Annotated in this window: 12 protein-coding genes; 5 read left to right on the forward strand and 7 right to left on the reverse strand. The window is 44.6% G+C overall.

Features of this window, described 5'->3' with window-relative positions:
• Window positions 1-210: 210 nt before the first annotated feature.
• From R8O70_RS10995 to hemL, 4 genes are all read right to left on the reverse strand, one after another.
• A complete protein-coding gene (locus tag R8O70_RS10995) occupies window positions 211-3,597 on the reverse strand; it encodes a response regulator (RefSeq protein WP_005380036.1) in 3,387 nt (1,128 codons plus the stop codon).
• Between the two features lie 225 nt (window positions 3,598-3,822).
• On the reverse strand, window positions 3,823-4,848 hold the full coding sequence (gene rsmC / locus R8O70_RS11000) for a 16S rRNA (guanine(1207)-N(2))-methyltransferase RsmC (RefSeq protein ID WP_213907277.1): 1,026 nt from the start codon (window positions 4,846-4,848) through the stop codon (window positions 3,823-3,825).
• A 76-nt stretch (window positions 4,849-4,924) separates the two neighbouring features.
• Window positions 4,925-6,010 carry an AI-2E family transporter gene (locus R8O70_RS11005; RefSeq protein ID WP_258623910.1) on the reverse strand — a complete coding sequence of 362 codons (1,086 nt, stop codon included), beginning with the start codon at window positions 6,008-6,010 and terminating at the stop codon, window positions 4,925-4,927.
• A gap of 345 nt (window positions 6,011-6,355) precedes the next feature.
• Complete coding sequence (gene hemL, locus R8O70_RS11010) at window positions 6,356-7,651, reverse strand: glutamate-1-semialdehyde 2,1-aminomutase (RefSeq protein WP_005380032.1); 1,296 nt, start codon at window positions 7,649-7,651, stop codon at window positions 6,356-6,358.
• 246 nt (window positions 7,652-7,897) lie between these two features.
• Here hemL and erpA point away from each other — a divergent pair, with 246 nt between their 5' ends.
• From erpA to vmeK, 3 genes are all read left to right on the forward strand, one after another.
• A complete protein-coding gene (gene erpA, locus R8O70_RS11015; RefSeq protein WP_005380031.1) occupies window positions 7,898-8,239 on the forward strand; it encodes an iron-sulfur cluster insertion protein ErpA in 342 nt (113 codons plus the stop codon).
• A gap of 105 nt (window positions 8,240-8,344) precedes the next feature.
• On the forward strand, window positions 8,345-9,457 hold the full coding sequence (locus R8O70_RS11020) for an efflux RND transporter periplasmic adaptor subunit (protein WP_258497166.1): 1,113 nt from the start codon (window positions 8,345-8,347) through the stop codon (window positions 9,455-9,457).
• A gap of 12 nt (window positions 9,458-9,469) precedes the next feature.
• The gene (vmeK, locus tag R8O70_RS11025; RefSeq protein ID WP_017820415.1) at window positions 9,470-12,574 is read left to right on the forward strand and encodes a multidrug efflux RND transporter permease subunit VmeK; all 3,105 of its coding nucleotides are present in this window, start codon (window positions 9,470-9,472) and stop codon (window positions 12,572-12,574) included.
• Between the two features lie 65 nt (window positions 12,575-12,639).
• Here the strand turns inward: vmeK and R8O70_RS11030 are convergent, their stop codons facing one another.
• The gene (locus tag R8O70_RS11030) at window positions 12,640-13,932 is read right to left on the reverse strand and encodes a peptidoglycan DD-metalloendopeptidase family protein (RefSeq protein ID WP_033905576.1); all 1,293 of its coding nucleotides are present in this window, start codon (window positions 13,930-13,932) and stop codon (window positions 12,640-12,642) included.
• 130 nt (window positions 13,933-14,062) lie between these two features.
• Between R8O70_RS11030 and tyrS the strand changes: the two genes are divergently transcribed.
• A complete protein-coding gene (tyrS, locus tag R8O70_RS11035; RefSeq protein WP_017820416.1) occupies window positions 14,063-15,250 on the forward strand; it encodes a tyrosine--tRNA ligase in 1,188 nt (395 codons plus the stop codon).
• 419 nt (window positions 15,251-15,669) lie between these two features.
• Window positions 15,670-16,515: a magnesium transporter gene (locus R8O70_RS11040; RefSeq protein ID WP_005380062.1), complete on the forward strand. Its 846-nt coding sequence runs from the start codon at window positions 15,670-15,672 to the stop codon at window positions 16,513-16,515.
• On the opposite strand, the gene dacB is transcribed toward R8O70_RS11040, so the two are convergent.
• Window positions 16,494-17,915, reverse strand: a complete 1,422-nt coding sequence (gene dacB, locus R8O70_RS11045) for a serine-type D-Ala-D-Ala carboxypeptidase (RefSeq protein ID WP_017820417.1) — start codon at window positions 17,913-17,915, stop codon at window positions 16,494-16,496. The two genes, R8O70_RS11040 and dacB, sit on opposite strands and share 22 nt — an antisense overlap.
• Before the next feature lie 186 nt (window positions 17,916-18,101).
• Window positions 18,102-19,124, reverse strand: coding sequence for a porin (locus R8O70_RS11050; protein ID WP_005386521.1), 1,023 nt, complete (start codon window positions 19,122-19,124; stop codon window positions 18,102-18,104).
• Window positions 19,125-19,519 lie beyond the last annotated feature (395 nt).

A 19,519-nucleotide genomic window follows, 5' to 3' on the forward strand; every position in this document is an offset into this window, starting at 1 on the left:
GTTGCTCGAACTTACCTAGTTAAGACAAGTTAAATGGATAAGGTCGTACGTTTTGAAGACCAACAATAGATAGCGTTGTCTAACCGAATGTTCGTTATTGGAAATATGTTAATGGGGTAGGAAGAGGCGGTCTCTTTTATCTCAAGGAAGGGAATACTCGAATAACAAAAAAGCCCAGCATGCACGCTGGGCTAGTTTTTTTGATAAATATTAGCTGGTCAATAGTCGCTGTAGTTTATCTCGTTGTGCTTCTATGTATGCTCTCTCGGGGCTCTGTTCTTTGCAGTGTTCGAGAATGAACTCTATCGAGCTTAGCACCGTTCTCCAACGTGGTGTTTTGGGTAATGTTTCTATACGCATGTATTTATCTAAGGTGCGTGTTTGTAAAGTACTTCGGTCTAGATAAACGCGCCACAAGCCACTTTGCTCTGCAAATGCGAATTTACTTTCACCCGTTACAGATTCCCAATACTCTAAAGCATGTGTCATTGCGTCGACTAGAACTTCCCGCATAAGTTCTTGCTTGTCCTTTTTATTACCGAGTGCTTTGTCTGCAAGGCGCGTAAATTCTCCGCCAAGCTCTTTTAGCTTTTGCAATTGGTCTTTGTCACCATCAAATGCATAACTTGAAAGCACTTCTACGGCGGTTTCTAGATTATGTATGCGAGCGGCACTGGCTCCACCGCCGACATTAAAGATGTACATGATATCTAACCCTGAACCTTCAGGGAGCTTAAGAATGTCTGCTTCGATGTTCTGACGAATATCTTCAATATAGATATCAATCTTGCCACAGTAATGAGGTTGTTTGACGGTTAGATATTTAGGGGCAATCAGCTCATCAGCAGATGAGCGCTTTAGCTGTTCTAAGCTGCGCTTGAATAGCTTACAAGCAGCTTCGTTAGCAAAGCGAATACGCTTGTCTTCACGTAGACAGATGATAGCTTCAGGAGCCGATTCTAGCTGTTCCAACAAACGACCTTGAGTCTCAAGTAAGCTTGCTTCAACGACTGCTCGCTGTCTAAGTTCAGACTCTAGCACTTTGTTTTCCATATGGCGCATTTCTGCTTTACTTGCCGTTAAATGCGCTTGGATACGTGCCGCCAACTCTTGTTTATTAAATGGTTTCGATAAATAGTCGTTGGCTCCTGCTTCAAAACCTCTTACACGATCTTCTGTTTGACTGAGTGCGGTGAGCATAATGATTGGCAACTCGGCATGATCATAGGTTTCACGTAGTTCACTACAAACTTGGTAGCCGCTCATGCCTGGCATCATGATATCCAATAACAGAAGTTCCGGCTTCTCTTGCTCGACGAGCGCTAACGTTTCTGGCCCATCGGAGACGGTACGCACACGATAGCCCTCTAAACGTAAAAAGCTTTCAAGCACGCGTAAGTTTACTGGTTCATCGTCAGCAACATACAGTAACGGGCCGTCTGGGTTCTCTGGAAGTGATAAGTCTTCGCTGTTCTCTACATTAACTTCAGGAATTTGGAAGTGCCCGTGCGCAGCTAGAGTCTGGGTTGCTTGGATTTCTTCTTCACTGGCGAGCGGTAAAGTGAAACTGAAGGTAGTTCCGACCATTGGTTGGCTACTGACGTATAACGAGCCTCCCATTAATTCGATCAATTGCCGGCTAATGGAGAGCCCAAGCCCTGCACCTTGACGATAACGGCTCGCGTCTTGCCCTGCTTGGATAAGTGGTTCAAAAATATGCTCAAGTTGTTCTGCGGGAATTCCTTGTCCAGTATCCACGACTTGTACGCGTACATGATCATCTACCACATTAGCGGAGATAACAATTTTACCTTCTGAGGTGTATTTAATCGCATTGCCAATCAGGTTATATAGCACTTGTTCAAGGCGTTGCGGGTCAGCTGATACTGCTTTTAAATCCGCTGGGACTTGGTTGATGATGCGGATGGTTTTACTTCCGAGTAAATGGCTAGAAAGCTCTAAAACCAATCGTGTTGCACTGCCCAAACTCACTGCTGATTTCTGGATATCCATGCTTCCATAACGCATTTTATGATAATCCAACAAGTCATCGACTAGATTAGCGAGACGCTGACCACTTTTAATGATGATATCAAGCTGATATTTCTGGCTAGCGGGGATCGCACCATTGGCGCCGGACGCTAAGGTTTCAGCAATCCCGACCATGCCGTGTAACGGTGTACGAAGTTCATGAGAAGTCGTGGCTAAGAATTCATCTTTTAATTTATCGGCCAATTGCAGTTCTTCATTCTGTTTTTGAATGATCTGTATGTTGCTTTCTAGTTCTTCATTTTGCTTCTTAATGGTTTGAATCTTCTCTCGAATAGAGCGTTGCATTCGTTCAAAGCTTAACGCAAGCCGACCAATTTCATCTTTACGAACCGTATTAAAAGACGTGTCATCAAGATCCCCTGCAGAGACCTTTTCGGCAACCCAAGTCAATTTCAGCAACGGAGAAGTGATAAAGTTTGATAAATAGTGAGAAGCGATCACCACAAGGATAATGGCGATCAACATAGCGATAACGAATAGTTTTTCGAGTTGATGGATACGAGCGAAAGCTTCGTTTTCTGGTAACTGTACGACGAGCGCCCAAATCACACCACGAGTTTCAATCGGTGCATAAGCCGCGATGATCTCTTCACCTAAACCGTTTGTGTAAGTGCCGACACCAAATGCACCAGAGAGTGCTTTATCGATCACTTCTAAACTGTTCTTAATGTCGTCTTGTTTCGTGTTAATTGTGCGAGGTTGGTGATCATTTCCAACCAGCAGGGTGTTAATGGATGACTCTCGATTAGCGTCTGCGGCTAACTTAGTGATGCCATTATTTGGCAAGCGGAACATGGCATAGCTGTGTAGATAACCTTGCTGAACAATTGGTGCACCTAGCCAAGCTACTGATTTACCCCCTTCCAGCTCGAAGTCAGACACAATCACAGGAGTGTAGTCTTCGTTTACTTTTCGACGTTCAGTCACATCATCGGCGAGACGCTTGAAAGTTTTGCCAAGTGCCGAGTCTTTGTAGGGGCCTGATAACAAGTTCGTTCCGTAGTTATCGTCTTTGTTGATCGAGTAGGTGACGTTACCATTGATGTCGACCAGCAAAATGTCATTAAAATCAGAGCGCTTGAGGAGCTCCAAGTAGGCCCAATGATAGCGTTTATGCAAAAGCCGGTAACGTTCACTTCCTACATAGTTGGATGACTCGGGTAACGTTGAGGTTTTGATTTGGTCTCCGCTGCCCTCGATGTAGCGCTGTTGGGCGTTTTTACGAGACTCTTCAATATCATTGCCTAAACGACTAAAAGCATTGACGAGACCGTAGAATCGGCCACCACTGGCGTAAGCCAACTCTGAGCGCACAAAGCCCATGACTTCGGTTTCTCGTGCCTCAAAGTAGTCGATGATTTGCTGCTGTTTTGTATCTCGAACAGACAGTAAGTGCGAGGTGCTTTGTTCTTGCAGATCTTTACTGTGGGACTGCAAGAAAAAGATCGCAGTAATGGTAAGAGGTGTGATACTGAGCACCAGAAATGCGGTCATCAGTGTACTCTGAAGGCGCTTAAATTTCTGTTTTTTGTAGAATTTAAACATGGATAAGATTACAACTCATAATGGGCAGTTCTAAAACATACTTCGCTGCCGAGGTTCTCGTTAAAAACGGATAAGATGTTCAACTAGATAGAATTAACAAAATTAACGAGTTTTTTTTCTTTGACAAGAAAGTTAGTTGTAAAGCGTGCAGGGTGACGCAGTTTTTCTTATGAGTGTTGAATTTATGAGAAAAAATCGCGCAGGTTTGTGCCTGCGCGGGGGAAGTTATGATTTTTTCGCGTAGTAGATAGAAAATTTATTGGTCTTATTTAGCGTCTCGCAATTATTAAACGCCCGCTCGATAATTGGTGGGTATTTTAAGAAGCTATTCGCGACAATCACCATTTCACCGTCTTTGGTTAGATATTGTGGTGCCTGGCCCAACAAGGTTTCCGCTGCGTTGTAATTTGTGTCTAAACCACTGTGGAATGGCGGGTTGCTGACGATAAAGCGGTAGTCTTTTGTGGTATCCGAGTATATATCTGATGCAAATACGCGTCCGGATAAACCATTCGCTTCTAATGTGGCTTGGCTAGAAGTGATCGCATAAGCATTAATGTCACACATCTCAATCGCGATCTCTGGATTCGCTTTCGCCATAAACGCACCGAGCACACCTGCACCACAACCAAAGTCGAGCACTTTGCCCGACAGCTTAGGTAAGGTTTCAAGCAGCAATCGGCTACCTAAGTCGAACTCGCCATGGCTGAATACGCCAGGTAGGCTCTTAACCGCTAGCGACTGCTCACCGAGTGTAACAGTGTAAGACTTAAACCAATCTGCTTGGTTGAAAGGTTTTGGTTCATTGAGGCAATTACCCCAGTAAAATGAGCAGCGACGAGCAGAGTCGTACTTGTTCACAGGGCCGTATTCTTGGAACATCTTCTCGATGCTCTTGATGCCGGAGCGGTTTTCACCAACGATGACGATTTCGGTGTTAATGCCCAGTTTCGCCATCAACATCGCCAGCAAGTATTCTGCTTCGGCTTTTGCTTTTGGCCAGTATAAAAGGACCATGTCTGCTTTTGTTTCAACATCAAACACAGAGCCAAAATGACTTTTCACTTTGTCAGAGGTTTGAATTTGGCGGTAGTAGCTATAGTTGGAAGTAAACACTTCAACAGACTCACAATGAGCTACTAACTCAAGAGGAAATAGGTCTTCAACTTCACCAGCGACTAAAACGTGTTTTCCGTTGAAGTATTCAAGTTGGCGCTGAGCTATTTGGCTAGGAGCGATATAAGCAGACATAAATTTGGTTCATCAGAAATAATTTGGGGCAGATTTTCGCACAATCTGCCCCAAGCTTGAAGTGATTAAGCGGTGACTAGCTGTTGTCTTGTTGGTTAAGGAAGTCTTTGAATTCTTCCTCGTAGATATTAAACAGTACCATGGTCACGGCAAAAATAAGTGGGCCGTAGATAAGACCAATCAAACCAAACAGATGCAGACCACCCAGTAATGAGAAGAAAATCATAAGGGTATTCATGCCGGCGCTGCCTTGCATTAGCAACGGGCGCAATAGGTTATCTATAGAGCCAACGACAACTACACTCCACACCGTCAAAAAGATAGCCCAAGTCATATCGCCTGTTAAGAACAAGTACGATGCTGCAGGAATCCAGATTAGCGCGGTTCCTACCACTGGAATGAATGATGCAAAGCCCATCATTGTTCCCCAAAACAACCCAGGGAAGCCAGCTAGCCACATACCGATGCCGCCAGCCAAACCTTGAGCAATCGCTGTCATGAATGAGCCCATCACGGCTGATTTAGAAACTTGCTCTATCTCTGTCAATATGCGGTCTTCTTGGCTACGTGAGAGTGGCAGGATATGACGAATCGCAGAGATGATTTTGTCGTGGTCACGAAGCAGAAAAAACAGCACAAACAGCATTAGGAAGAAGTTCATTAGGAAGTTGGTTGCGTCTCCTAAAATCTTTGCGCTGATAGCGACTAAGTTGGAGCCAAACGATGTGGCAAATTGACCAATTTTCTCAGCAATGGCTTTGGGCTCGATTTTATCAAAAGGTAAGTACTCATTAACAATCGATAAGCCTTTGATAACGAAAGGATGTTGGAATATATCTTGGATGCCACCATTGGTAACCCAATTATATGTATTTTGTGAGAAAACAGAGCCTTGCTGAACAATGGCGGCAAACACAAATAAAAGCGGGATAACAATAATAAACGTCAAGACGACACATGACAGCAGTGCCGCCATATTAGGGTGCTTGGGAATTTTCTGCTCAAACCATTCGTGTATCGGAAACATGAGCAAAGAAATGATAAAAGCCATCACAATGGAATTGATATATGGCTCAACCAATAAGTAGCAAGCAAAAGCAGCGGCGAGTAAAGCAACCATTAGTACTCGGTGACTCGACGTTATTTTTACATTATTTGGCATGGTATTAGTCCAACTTACAGGTGACGTTTACGGTTTATGCCTTCAATGATGGCGTGTAACCTTTATTACTTTGCACTCTTAACTCTTTCAAGCTTATGACAATGCCGAATTAGAGCAGGGCGATGTACCTTGCTATAATGACTACAAATCAGTCGGTTATCAATCAAGAGATGAGCTATGGGTTGTTGCAACGGTGATAAAAAGTGTCAAACTGAGAAAAAAGCTAAGCGAATACCGTGGTTTGGCATTGTCGTTGGGGTATTAGCGATATTGGTTATTTTGAATTGGCAATAAAAAAGGACCGTTACGGTCCTTTTCTAAATGCGTTATCGCCGTTTTTAGCGATTATTTCGCTTCTTCTGCAAGAACAGCAAAACAGCGGTCAGCTGCTTCTAGTGTGGCATCAATCTCTTTTGAACCATGAGCGAGTGAAGTAAAGCTCGCTTCAAACGCAGATGGCGCAAGGTAGACACCGTGTTTTAGCATTAAGTGGAAGAAACGCTTGAAGCGTTCTACATCGCACTTCGTTACGTCTTCGTAGCAAGTTACTTTTTCCTGGTCAGTGAAGAAGAAGCCGAACATACCGCCCACTTGGTTAACAACTAGCGGAATACCGTGTTTTTCTGCTAGAGACTTAAAGCCTTCAGCAAGTTGTTTCGTTTTAGAAGCTAGGCGCTTTTCGTTGCCTTCTTCTTTTAGAAGGTTCAAACATGCGTAGCCTGCTGCCATTGCGACAGGGTTACCGGAAAGGGTACCAGCTTGGTAAACTGGGCCTGTAGGTGCAACGTATTGCATCACTTCTTTACGGCCACCGAAAGCACCTACTGGCATACCGCCACCAATCACTTTACCCAGTGTCGTTAGGTCGGGTTTGATGTTGTAGTGTGCTTGCGCGCCGCCTAGAGCAACACGGAAGCCTGTCATTACTTCATCAAAAATTAGTAGCGCGCCTTCTTGATCACAGATTTCACGTAGCCCTTCGTGGAAGCCTTCCACTGGTGGAATACAGTTCATGTTGCCTGCTACTGGCTCAACGATGATACAAGCAATTTCGCCTTTGTTAGCAGCAAATAGCTCGCGTACAGAATCTAGGTCGTTGAATGTTGCTGTTAGCGTGTGCTTAGCAAAATCTGCAGGAACGCCAGGAGAGCTTGGTTGGCCTAGAGTTAGTGCTCCAGAACCTGCTTTTACTAGCAAGCTGTCAGCGTGGCCGTGGTAACAACCTTCAAATTTCATGATCTTGTCGCGACCGGTGAAGCCACGTGCAAGGCGAATCGCGCTCATCGTAGCTTCAGTACCAGAACTTACCATGCGGATTTGCTCCATTGATGGAACAAGCTCAGAAACTAATTCTGCCATCGCGATTTCAAGTTCTGTTGGCGCACCGAAGCTAAGACCGCGTTGCGCTGCATCAATTACTGCTTCGCGGATAACCGCGTGGTTGTGGCCAAGAATCATTGGACCCCAAGAGCCAACGTAATCAATATACGCTTTACCATCGGCATCAAAAATCAGTGGACCGTCTGCTCGTTCGATAAATAGCGGAGAGCCGCCAACGCCGTTGAATGCACGAACTGGTGAATTGACACCGCCAGGGATGGTTTGCTGAGCTTTTTGATACAGCTCTGATGATTTGGTCATGGGGTTATCCTCTTTTGATTGCTCGGACCAAGTGGAGCGCATTGTACCTAGCTATAATCAAGTTAGAAACGTTTTGCTTAATTTATGTGTTGTTTCGCAGTGTAATCTTATATATCCGCATCTGTTATAAAGAATCGGCGGCGAATACTTGAACGAGTTTGTCAGGTATTGGATAATCGTCTCAATTAGCACAAATTTGACGTCTTGCTTCAGGCTTGACGCATTACACGAGTGAGAGAGGTCTTCGTGAGCGAAGTAAACGTACCATTATCTTTTTCTGACGCAGCAGCATCTCGCGTTAAAGCATTGATTGCTGAAGAAGAAAACCCAGCATTGAAACTGCGCGTATACATTACTGGCGGCGGCTGCAGCGGCTTCCAATACGGCTTTACTTTTGATGAAAATGTAAACGAAGGCGATACGACAATCGTAAACAGTGGTGTAACACTGGTTGTAGACCCTATGAGTCTGCAATATCTCGTTGGCGGTATTGTTGACTACACAGAAGGGTTGGAAGGAGCGCGCTTCTTCGTAAATAATCCAAATGCAACGACAACATGTGGTTGTGGTGCATCGTTCAGTGTGTAATTAACACCTAACAGGCAGCTAATAGCTGCCTGTGCTTTATGTAGAAGGATGTCACGTAAAGCACACGCTTGCAGATATGCAGAGAAATAATAAAAAGGACTTTATATGTCTGGACTTTCTTTTGGACGCCGAATTGTCGAGCGCCCTTGGCTAGTATCTCTTATCCTCGTCTTACTTCTTGTTGCGTGGCTAACCATCGGCCAACTCAAAGCACAAGATGATCATCCTAACTCTTCAACATCCACGAACACGACACCACTTGCAAAGGTGATGTTTGATACTTTTCTTGCCGAACCTACCAGTAAAACCATTGAATTGTATGGACGAACAGCGCCCAATCGTCAAGCGCGTCTTGGCGCCGAAGTTGCCGGTAAAATAGTCAGTCTTAACATAAAGAAAGGCCAAGCGGTCAAACAGGGACAAGTGATCGCAAACATCGATAAGCGCGACCTTGGCATTCAACTTAAACGGGCCCAGGCGATGCTGTTGGTTAAAGAGAAAGAGTTTAATGCAGCTAAATCGCTAAAAAGTCGTGGACTGCAAGGTGAGGTTGCATTTGCGACAGCGCAAGCAGCGTTGGTAGATGCACGTGCGAATTTGAGTAACGTGCAAACGGCTTTAAGAAATACTGAGGTTAAAGCGCCATTTGATGGCATCGTAGATCACCACTTTGTTGAGTTAGGTGATTTTGTCGGGATTGGCGATCCTATTGCGACGGTCATTGATTTGGATACTTTAGTGATTGAAGCCGATGTCAGTGAACGGCATATACAATACCTTAAGGAAGGCCTAGAAGCCGACGTAAGAACCATTAACCAACAGCATCATCAAGGTCGTGTGCGCTACATTGGACGTGTTTCTTCTGCTTCTACTAATACATTTCCAATTGAAATCGAAATTGATAATCAAGACGCAAGAATTCCTGCCGGTATGAGCGCAGAAGTACAGCTGCCTTTGAGTGAAGTGTTGGCAGTAAAGATTACGGCTGCCATGTTAGCACTAGATGAAGAAGGTAACTTAGGTGTCAAGACACTGCGTAATGAGTATGTTGAGTTTGTTCCAATTCAACTCGTTAAGGCCGAGGATGATGGTGTGTGGCTCTCTGGGTTAGGAGAGCGTGCAGACATTATCGTGCTGGGACAAGGTTTTGTGCGAGATGGTGATCAAGTACTGGCCAATAAAGTTGATGACGTAGTTATTGAAGCGGCTAATGAGTAGTAAGGAGCACCTATGTACACTCTGATTGATGCTGCGTTATCTCGCGCTCGCACTATGCTGACATTGTTGGTGATGATATTAATTGCAGGTGTCATTACTTACGTCACAATCCCCAAGGAATCGAGCCCTGATATTACCATTCCTATTATCTACGTTTCTGTTGGGCATCAAGGCATTTCTCCTGTCGATGCCGAGCGTTTATTGGTTCGTCCAATAGAGCAAGAGCTGCGTTCAATTGAAGGCGTAAAAGAGATGACCTCTGTGGCATCAGAAGGTCATGCTTCGGTGACGCTGGAATTTAGTGTCGGAGTGGATCTTGATAAAGCGATGGCAGATGTGCGTGATGCGGTTGATCTTGCGAAGCCAAAGTTACCAGAGGACAGTGATGAGCCGACGGTAAACGAAGTCACGTTTGCATCTGAAGAGCCTGTTTTGACCGTTGTGCTCTATGGCACCGTACCAGAGCGAACCATTGTTCAGATTGCCAGAACGTTACGTGATCGTTTGGAAAGTTTCCGTCAGGTTCTTGAGGTTGAAATCGCAGGAGATCGCGAAGACATCGTGGAGATAGTTGTCGATCCGCTATTGATGGAAAGCTACGGTCTCGATCAAGCGGACATCTATAATTTAATTGCCTTGAATAACCGAGTTGTGGCTGCGGGGTTTGTCGATACTGGGTATGGACGCTTTTCGGTAAAAGTCCCATCGGTTTTTGATTCACTGAAAGATGTGCTTGAACTACCGATCAAGGTGAATGGCAAAGAGGTGATCACTTTTGGCGATGTGGCGACAGTACGACGTGCATTTCGCGATCCTGAAAGTTTTGCTCGTTTAGATGGCGAATCTGCCATCGTTTTGGACGTAAAAAAACGGGCAGGGGAAAACATCATTGAAACGGTTGAGCTGGTAAAAGAAGTACTGGCTCTGGGACAGAAGCGCGCCGAGTGGCCCGACAATTTGCAAGTTAAATATACTTGGGATCAATCCGACGATGTCAAATTGATGCTCAGTGATCTACAAAACAATATCTTATCCGCAATTATCCTCGTAGTTATCGTCATTATTGCCATATTGGGGGTTAGGACCGCGCTTCTCGTGGGGATTTCTATTCCAGGATCGTTCTTGACTGGGTTGTTGGTGTTATCGGTATTTGGGCTGACGGTCAATATCGTCGTACTGTTTGCTTTAATTATGGCGGTAGGCATGTTGGTGGATGGTGCCATTGTGGTGACAGAATTTGCAGATCGGCGCATGCAAGAAGGAACGCCACGTAAAGAAGCCTATCGAGATGCAGCAAAGCGAATGGCCTGGCCTATTACCGCATCCACAGCAACCACATTGGCTGCGTTTGCTCCGTTACTTTTCTGGCCAGACATCACTGGTGAGTTCATGAAGTACTTACCACTTACTTTAATTGCTACCTTGGCCGCTTCGCTGATGATGGCTTTATTGTTCGTTCCTGTCATCGGTGGGATCATTGGCAAGCCTCAAGTAGTCAATCAGAAAGCTCAGCGAGAAATGGTGGAGCTGCATAACGGCAACTTTGAAAAAGCGACTGGCATTACCAAGCTTTATTACCAGACTCTGTCGGTAGCGATTCGTCATCCATGGAAAGTCTTACTCAGCGCGATACTGCTAGCGGCAGGTGTCGGCTTCACTTACAACAAAGCTGGCTTGGGTGCAGAGTTTTTCCCTGAGGTGGACCCTGCCTTTTTTACCGTTAAAGTTCGTTCTTATGGTGACCTGTCTATTCACGAAAAAGATGTTGTTATGCGCGAAATCGAGAAGGTGATGCTCGGTCATGACGAGTTTGAAAGTGTCTACACGCGCACAGGATCGAGCGATAATGGGGACGAGATTGGCCAGATTCAAATAACGCCTGTGGATTGGCAGTATCGACGCAAAGTGAAAACCATTATTGAGGAACTAAAAGAGACGACAGACCGCTTTTATGGTGTTGAACTTGAGTATAAATTCCCGGACGCAGGGCCGCCTGTCGAGCATGATCTCGTGATTGAAGTGTCATCACGAAATTTGAGTGTTAGTGCGTTAGATGAAGCAGCCAAAAAAGTACGACATTGGGCTGATGGTAATCCTGCACTGACCAACTTGAGTGATACCACTAATAAGGAAGGGATTGATTGGCAAATTGATATCCAGCGAGATGACGCCTCTCGCTTTGCAGCGGATGCTACTTTAGTCGGGAATACCGTCCAGTTTGTTACGAACGGCTTGAAAATAGGCGATTATTTGCCCGATGATGCGGATGAAGAAGTCGATATTTTGGTGCGCTATCCGCAAGATAAGCGCGACATAGGTCGATTTGATCAGCTGAGAGTGAAAACGGCAGCTGGTCTAGTACCGATTACGAATTTTGCTCAAATCAAACCAGATCATAAGCAAGACACTATTCGTCGGGTCGACGGTCATCGAGTTATCAATATTAAAGCGGATATGGTGGAAGGTTACAATTTGGCGCTTGAGTTACCTAAGATTGCCGCTGGAATGGAACAGCTCGACTTACCAGAAGGCATTGAATATAAGATTCGGGGTCAAAATGAAGAGCAGGAAAACTCATCAGCATTCTTGCAAAATGCTTTTATTGTCGCGCTTGGTGTGATGGCTTTGATTTTAATTACGCAGTTTAATAGCTTTTATCAAGCTTTCTTAATCCTTAGTGCAGTGCTGTTTTCTACCGTTGGTGTCTTCGCTGGGTTACTTATTTTCCAAAAGCCATTTGGCATCATTATGTCGGGAATTGGAGTGATTGCGTTGGCTGGTATCGTGGTAAACAACAATATTGTTTTAATCGATACTTATAATCAGATGCGTAAACGTGGCTTAGAAAAATCTGAGGCTATTTTGCGTACGGGTGTGCAGCGTTTAAGACCCGTTTTACTTACGACGGTGACCACCATATTAGGCTTATTGCCAATGGTGTTAGAAATGAACATCGACTTAGTTAATCAGAAAGTGGAGTTTGGCGCACCAAGCACTCAATGGTGGTCTCAGCTTGCGACCGCTGTCGCGGGTGGTTTGGCGTTTGCGACTTTGCTAACGTTAGTTCTGACACCGTGTTTGCTTATGCTCGGGAGAGAGCATCACTCCGAACAGTAAGCTTTATCGTGATGATATCGACAAAACAAAAAGGGCAGCGAAGCTGCCCTTTTCAATACCTTGCCTTACTTCATTGCTAACAGTTTGCTGTAGCGTTCAAGCTTGTCCATGCTAACTTTCGCGTTTGCCATGAAAGTTTGTCTCGCTTTGCCTGTCAGGGATTTAGATTGTGGCAAATTCACCGTGCGCGGGTTTTTATGGACACCATTCACAAGGAACTCATAGTGCAGGTGAGGGCCAGTTACACGGCCAGTTCCGCCAAGCGTACCGATGGTTTGGCCTTGCTTAACGCGTTGACCAGCTCGTACAGTACGTTTGGTTAAGTGCAGGTACTTGGTAATGTAAGTATTACTATGTTTAATGAAAACGTAGTTACCATTAAATTTGTTGTAAGACGATTTTTGAACGACACCATCACCAGCCGCCCAAATCGGGGTGCCCACTGGTGCTGCATAGTCCGTGCCTCTATGAGGACGAACGCGTCCCGTCACTGGATGTAAGCGGCGTGGGTTGAAATTAGACGAAACTCGACGGAAATCCAACGGCGCGCGTAAGAATGCTTTTTTCATTGCACGCCCATTTTCGTCGTAATACTTGCCACTTTTCTGATCCAATATTGCGGTAAAGGTATCTCCTTGGTTTTTAAAGATCGCAGCAATGATTTTTCCACGGCCGATTACTTCACCTTCTACCACTTCCTCTTGGTAAAGCACTCGGAAGCTATCGTTTTTACGAATATCTAAAGCAAAGTCGATGTCCCAACCAAATATGCCAGCCAGTTCCATGATTTGGTTACCATTTAATCCAGAAGATATTCCTGCATTCCAAAAGTTTGATTTGATGGTGGCTTCTGCGTAGTTGTACTGGAAGTCGACTTCTTTCTTATCAACTTCAGAAACGTACTTGCCGTCTTTTAATGTGATACGAAAAGTCTCGAACGCGCTTAGTGTTCTTCTTAGCTGCACCAAGTCGTTATTTTCGTCAAAACCAAATTGCAATCGGTCACCAGGTCGAAGCCGAGTTAACTGTTTTTCCACTTCTTTGTCTGATGACACCAGTTCATGTAATAGACGAGCAGAAAGCCCTACGCGACTAAATAAGATGGCAGCACTCTCGCCATTTTTTACCTTGTATGTCTCCCAGCGCAGCACGGCGGGAACCGCAGGCGATGAACTATTTAGTGCACTGAGTTCGAGGGAAACTGGCACAGGATAATGTTGACCAACTTTTAATCGGCTCTGCTGCGGGTCTAGGTCTTGCGGATCAGGTAAAAAGAAGAGCGCGAAGATAATCAGCGCACTAAAAAAACCGATCAATACTTTGTGCAAGAGTGGAAGTCGGACAAAAATCGAATGCATGAGGTACTTGATTGCTAAATTAAACGGAAAAAGTGACAACTACCTAGTCTAACGTGTTTCAAAATGCATCGCTATTCAAGTAATATGTTCAGCTATTATATTTTTGCCAAATCTGTGGGAGTGAACAAGAATGGCGAGCATTGAAGCTGCACTAGCCGAGATTAAGCGCGGTGTTGAAGAGCTGATTCCAGAAGAAGAGCTAATCGCAAAACTAAAAGAAGACCGTCCTCTACGTATTAAATTGGGCGCTGATCCAACAGCACCTGACATTCACCTAGGCCATACGGTTATTTTCAATAAGCTTCGCTTGTTCCAAGAACTAGGTCATGAAGTGACGTTCCTAATCGGTGACTTCACTGCAATGGTTGGTGACCCAACAGGTAAAAACACAACTCGTCCACCGCTAAGTCGTGAAGACGTATTGCGTAACGCTGAAACGTACAAAGAGCAAGTGTTCAAAATTCTCGATCCTGCAAAGACTAAAATTCAGTTTAACTCTGAGTGGCTGTCTGAACTGGGCGCAGAAGGTATGATTCGCCTTGCGGCAAACCAAACCGTTGCTCGTATGCTAGAGCGTGACGACTTTAAAAAGCGTTACGCGGGTGGTCAGCCAATTGCTATTCATGAGTTCATGTACCCACTTCTACAAGGCTGGGACTCAGTAGCAATGGAAACGGATGTTGAATTAGGTGGTACAGACCAGAAGTTCAACCTTCTAATGGGTCGTGAACTGCAAAAGTCTCACGGTCAAAAACCTCAGGTTGTACTGATGATGCCGCTTCTAGTGGGCCTTGATGGCGAGAAGAAGATGTCTAAGTCAGCAAACAACTACATCGGTATCAGCGAAGCGCCAAGCGAAATGTTTGGTAAAATCATGTCTATTTCTGATGACCTAATGTGGAGCTACTACGAGCTGCTCTCTTTCCGTCCTCTGGAAGAGATTGCTCAATTCAAAGCTGATGTAGAAGCGGGCAAAAACCCTCGTGACATCAAAGTATTGCTAGCAAAAGAAATTATTGCTCGTTTCCACAGTGAAGCCGATGCCGATGCAGCAGAGCAAGAATTCGTAAACCGTTTTGCGAAGAACCAAATTCCTGATGAAATGCCAGAGTTTGACTTTGACGCAGGTCGCCCAGTGAGTAATCTGTTGAAAGAAGCAGGCTTATGTCCATCATCGTCAGATGCGATGCGCATGGTTAAGCAGGGCGCTGTGAAGATTGATGGTGAAAAAATTGCGGACAGCAAATTTGCTCCAGAAGCGGGTACTTACGTGTTCCAAGTCGGCAAACGTAAATTTGCTCGTATTACTATTCAGTAATTCATAATGACTGCAAATGAAAGCGTCTGAAGGGCGCTTTTTTTGTATGAAAATTTAGCAAAAACGGCAAAGTAAAACTTCCATACCTGATGAACTTTGCTACTATACTTGCGCTGCCAATAATGGCAGCGCTATCGGAGATTTACATGAACAATACCGACCATCCTCCCAGTCGTTGGGTGAGTAAGATTAAGGGAGCGAAATAACCCGCTTCGGTATTGGCGATCTCCGCCTTACCTAAGTGGTGAGGCATCTTTTCTAACTTTCTTCTCGTTATTTCCTTCATACATTCTGAATAGACAGTGCATTCGCATTGGTTTTCTCTGTGCATCTTAATTGTTGTCTGACTTTTAGCGTGCGAGAGTGGCTTTTTCATGCTTTGTCGATGGTCGTTACCAATGCCAATCGGGAGATTCGCCATGACGGTAATGAACAACACTTTTATTGAAACAACACCAAACTTTTCTGAAGTAGAAATTGGTGCAGCTCGCAATGCATTCTTGCAGTACGAGCAAGAGCAACAAGTCCATTTGCTTACGGTTATGCCGATTGATGAGGCTGTAGGTATTTTACAGCATTGCTCTGTCGGCTATGTGAATAGTCTTATTGCTCAACTTGAGCAAGCAGGTCATGACAAACGCGCACGTCATTATGCTCACCAACTGGGTCTGCATATGTCTGAAGTTGATACACCCGATGGTTATTTATCAACTAGTGTTTTAGGGCATGTAAAACAGCGTATTGGATGGATCATTGCGCTGGCTCTTTTAGGGATAGTGTCAGGCTTGATCATCGCTCAGTATGAGGACACCCTTAGTCAGCTTGTTTTACTTGCAGTGTACATGCCAGTGATTGCAGCTGCTGGTGGTAACACAGGAACACAAGCAGCAACTTTGGTGATTCGTGCTCTTGCTACTGGAGAGTTAAAAAAACGCCAATGGTTAGAAGTTTTGTGGAAAGAGAGCCGAGTCGCTCTATTTATTGCGCTAGCGATCGCTATCGTGATGATTGGACGCATTATGTTATTTAGTGCAGGACAATCAACAGGAGGCTTTGAACTGACCGATATCGCACTGGCAATAGCAGTTGCGCTGTTCATTCAAGTCACCATTTCTACAACATTGGGCGGGCTGTTGCCAATTATTGCACGAGCTTGCAAGTTGGACCCAGCCGTATTGGTGAGTCCAGTTCTTGCGTCTATCGTCGATATTTCAGGAATGTGGATTTACTTTAACGTGGTGAACTATTTCTTAGGTATTGCCTGACTAAAGTTCACAATGTCATTGTAAAAAAGCTGCTCAAAATGTGTAATCGGGGCGATGACAGGTGTGTTGTCGTCCCGTTTTTCTGGGAAGTAGTCTGAAACAAACTGAACAAAAATGGTGTTAGGTTGACCATTTTTATCCAAGCCATATCCAGCCATATTGTAAGTCCCGTAGATAGAGCCACTTTTCGCGATCAGCTGTCCTTTAATTGGAAGTTTTCGCATACTTTGTCGGTACTTTAATGTGCCGGATTCACCTGATTTCGGCATGATGGCAATCAATTTGAGTTCGTTTTCATGCTTCCAAATATAGCGCAGCATTTCAGCCATCTTGGTCGCGGAGATCCGGTTATTTCGCGAAAGTCCTGAGCCGTCTTCTAGGCGCGCATTACGAATATCAATACCAGTGTTGGCGAAAATGATCTGCTTGATCGCTTCTGTACCGTTAGTAAAACTGCCTGGCTGAACGAAAAATTTAGCACCAAGTGTTTTGGTTAATGTGTCGGCAATCAAGTTGTCAGAGTTTTTGAGCATATCTTCAAGAATGTCTGGTAAGGCCTTTGATTGATGCATTGCGATGAGCTTTCGCTGCTTTTCTGGCGCCGTACCGACCCTAATCTTTCCTGATACCCCAATGTTGAGCTCCTTGAGCAAAGTCGCCAACCTTTGACTGGTGTAACGCTCAGGGTCTTGAACCGCAAATTTCAGTGGCAATGGTTTGTCTCTTTCAACCAAGCACCCTGTTAGCTTGTAGTTGTTATCGGGATTTGCAACTAAACCTAAGTCACAATGACGACTTTTCTTAATGGTTTTAGAAACTGTTTCTACGGTACTTGTGACACGAATAGGTTGATGCTCTGGTACGTAGACCCGCGTTCCACCATCTTTTTGTGTATAGATAGAGGCTTGTACACAGTTGTTATTGAGTGTGATGGTCGATGCCGGAGCGCTGTAGCAAACTCCCAAGATATCCCACGGCCAGCCCACCGCACGGTTATAACCAGTGAATGCGCTGTTATCGAGCCATAGGTCACCGTTAATCCGTTTTAAGCCATTTTTCTTAGCTAGAGTGAGAAGTGATTTTAAGTCGTTGGTTTGGAGTGTTGGGTCGCCGACAAAGTAAATCACTGCATCTGAGTTCGATGTTTCCAGCTTGGTTCGAAACCGGAAGTTATCACCCAGTTCTAACTTCGCGGCTAATGCGGTGACGATTTTTAATGTACTCGCTGGTGGGAACAGTTGTTCGGTAGGATGAACACCGTCAAGCTCAGCATTTTCACTGAGTTTTTCCGCAACTAAACTGATGCGGGCGCCTTCAGGCAACACCTCTTGATGAGGGTACGCTTGTGAAAAAGCAGAAAGTAATGAAGAGAATATGAGCAAGGGCCAACGTAAACGCATAATGATACTTTCTAAGGTGAGTTATGTGATTGAGTATACGCAAGTCCTTTCAATATGCTAGGTAACTAAAGAAATGCTTCAAATGTCTTCATGAATGAGACACGAGAGAAAGGCGCGCTGCTTAAAATGAAGTATAAAAAATGCCCGCTTAAAGCGGGCATTCGATATTCTAGTCAAAGACCGGAATTAGAAGTCGTAACGTAGACCTAGAGCTAGCTCGTCTTCAGCATCGATCTTAGTTGCAACTGTTTTGCTAGTGTCAGTTGAACCAAACTTGTCACCTGCATCAATCAGGTTGAAGTTGTAAGAAATGTAACCACGGAAGTTAGGCTTGAAGTAGTAAGAAGCATCAACAGCAAAGTTGTTTGCAGAAGTTTCGTTGTTAGTTTCTGCATTGTTGTATGATGTTGTAAATACTGTTTGGCCTAGAGTGTAAGCACCCGCTAGCTCGTAACCAGTGTAATCAACTGTGTTACTGTTGTTTGAATCTTCCATTTTCTCGCCGTCAGTGAATACACCAGCGAAGTAAAGATCAGACATTGTGTAAGATGCAGCTAGCATGTACTCGTTAGCTTTGTCTTGATCTGCGTAACCAGCACCTAGCTCAAGACCAGTGTCAGCTAGAGCGTAGATTGCAGATAGAGAGTAACCGTCTTGTTTGTTGTCGTAGTACTCACCAGTGTTTTCGTTTTCCATACGATCAGCGAAGCGGTAGCTTGCTTTTACGCTTAGGTTTTCAAACTGGCCTTTGTAAGCCATCATGTTGTCTGTACGGTCTGATACAGCTAGTTTGTCTGCTGCAGAGTTACCGTGGTAAGCCATGATATCTGTGAAGTCAGTGATAACGCCTAGTGCACCTTCAGTTTTACCGTATGCGAACTCACCGTAAGCACCGCCAAGACCAGCGTAAGCAAGACGAGTTTCTAGATCGCTCTTGTCGTCGCCGTCTACAGTACCGTTTTGAGCAGTCTCAAATTCACCTTCCCAGAAACCAACACCGTATAGGTTGTCATTGATTTCTTGTTTACCAAGGAAGTTTAGACGGATGCGAGATTTGTCTTGAGCGTCGCCATCTTTCATAGATAGACGTGCTTCAGCACGGCCGCCCATTTCTAGAGAAGTACCGTCTTGGTTGTAAAGTTCAGCTGCGTTTACGCCAGTTGCCATAGCTGCTGCAGATACAGAAAGAGCAATTAGAGTCTTTTTCATCTTATTTGTCCTAGTTAGCTGTCCATAATCATTGTTGTATGGGGGAGAGGTGATCTCTCACAAGTTGTTGGTCCAAAATTGGCTAATTGAGCGATATAGTTCGCACTTGTAAGCCATTGATCTAACAACTCGCTGGACATGTTTTACTGCTAAAGTTTCCGTATGAGTTAGTAAAATGATATAAATCTCACTGATGAACACTGTTCAATTGTGCGTTGTTTTTATTTAAATTACTGTTTTTTATTGAAATTATTGGCAATGACATTGACCTGACATTGATTAGTTTTTATCTTTTTTGAGGTTTTTGGTGTAATGAACAGTGTTGTTTTTCAATAAATTGAGAAGGTGATTCGCCCTAGAACCGCTCTAAAAGTGAGTTATATCATTATGCCGAA

This window comes from Vibrio sp. 779(2023), from assembly GCF_033344285.1.
GTDB classification, from domain to species: Bacteria; Pseudomonadota; Gammaproteobacteria; order Enterobacterales; family Vibrionaceae; genus Vibrio; species Vibrio alginolyticus.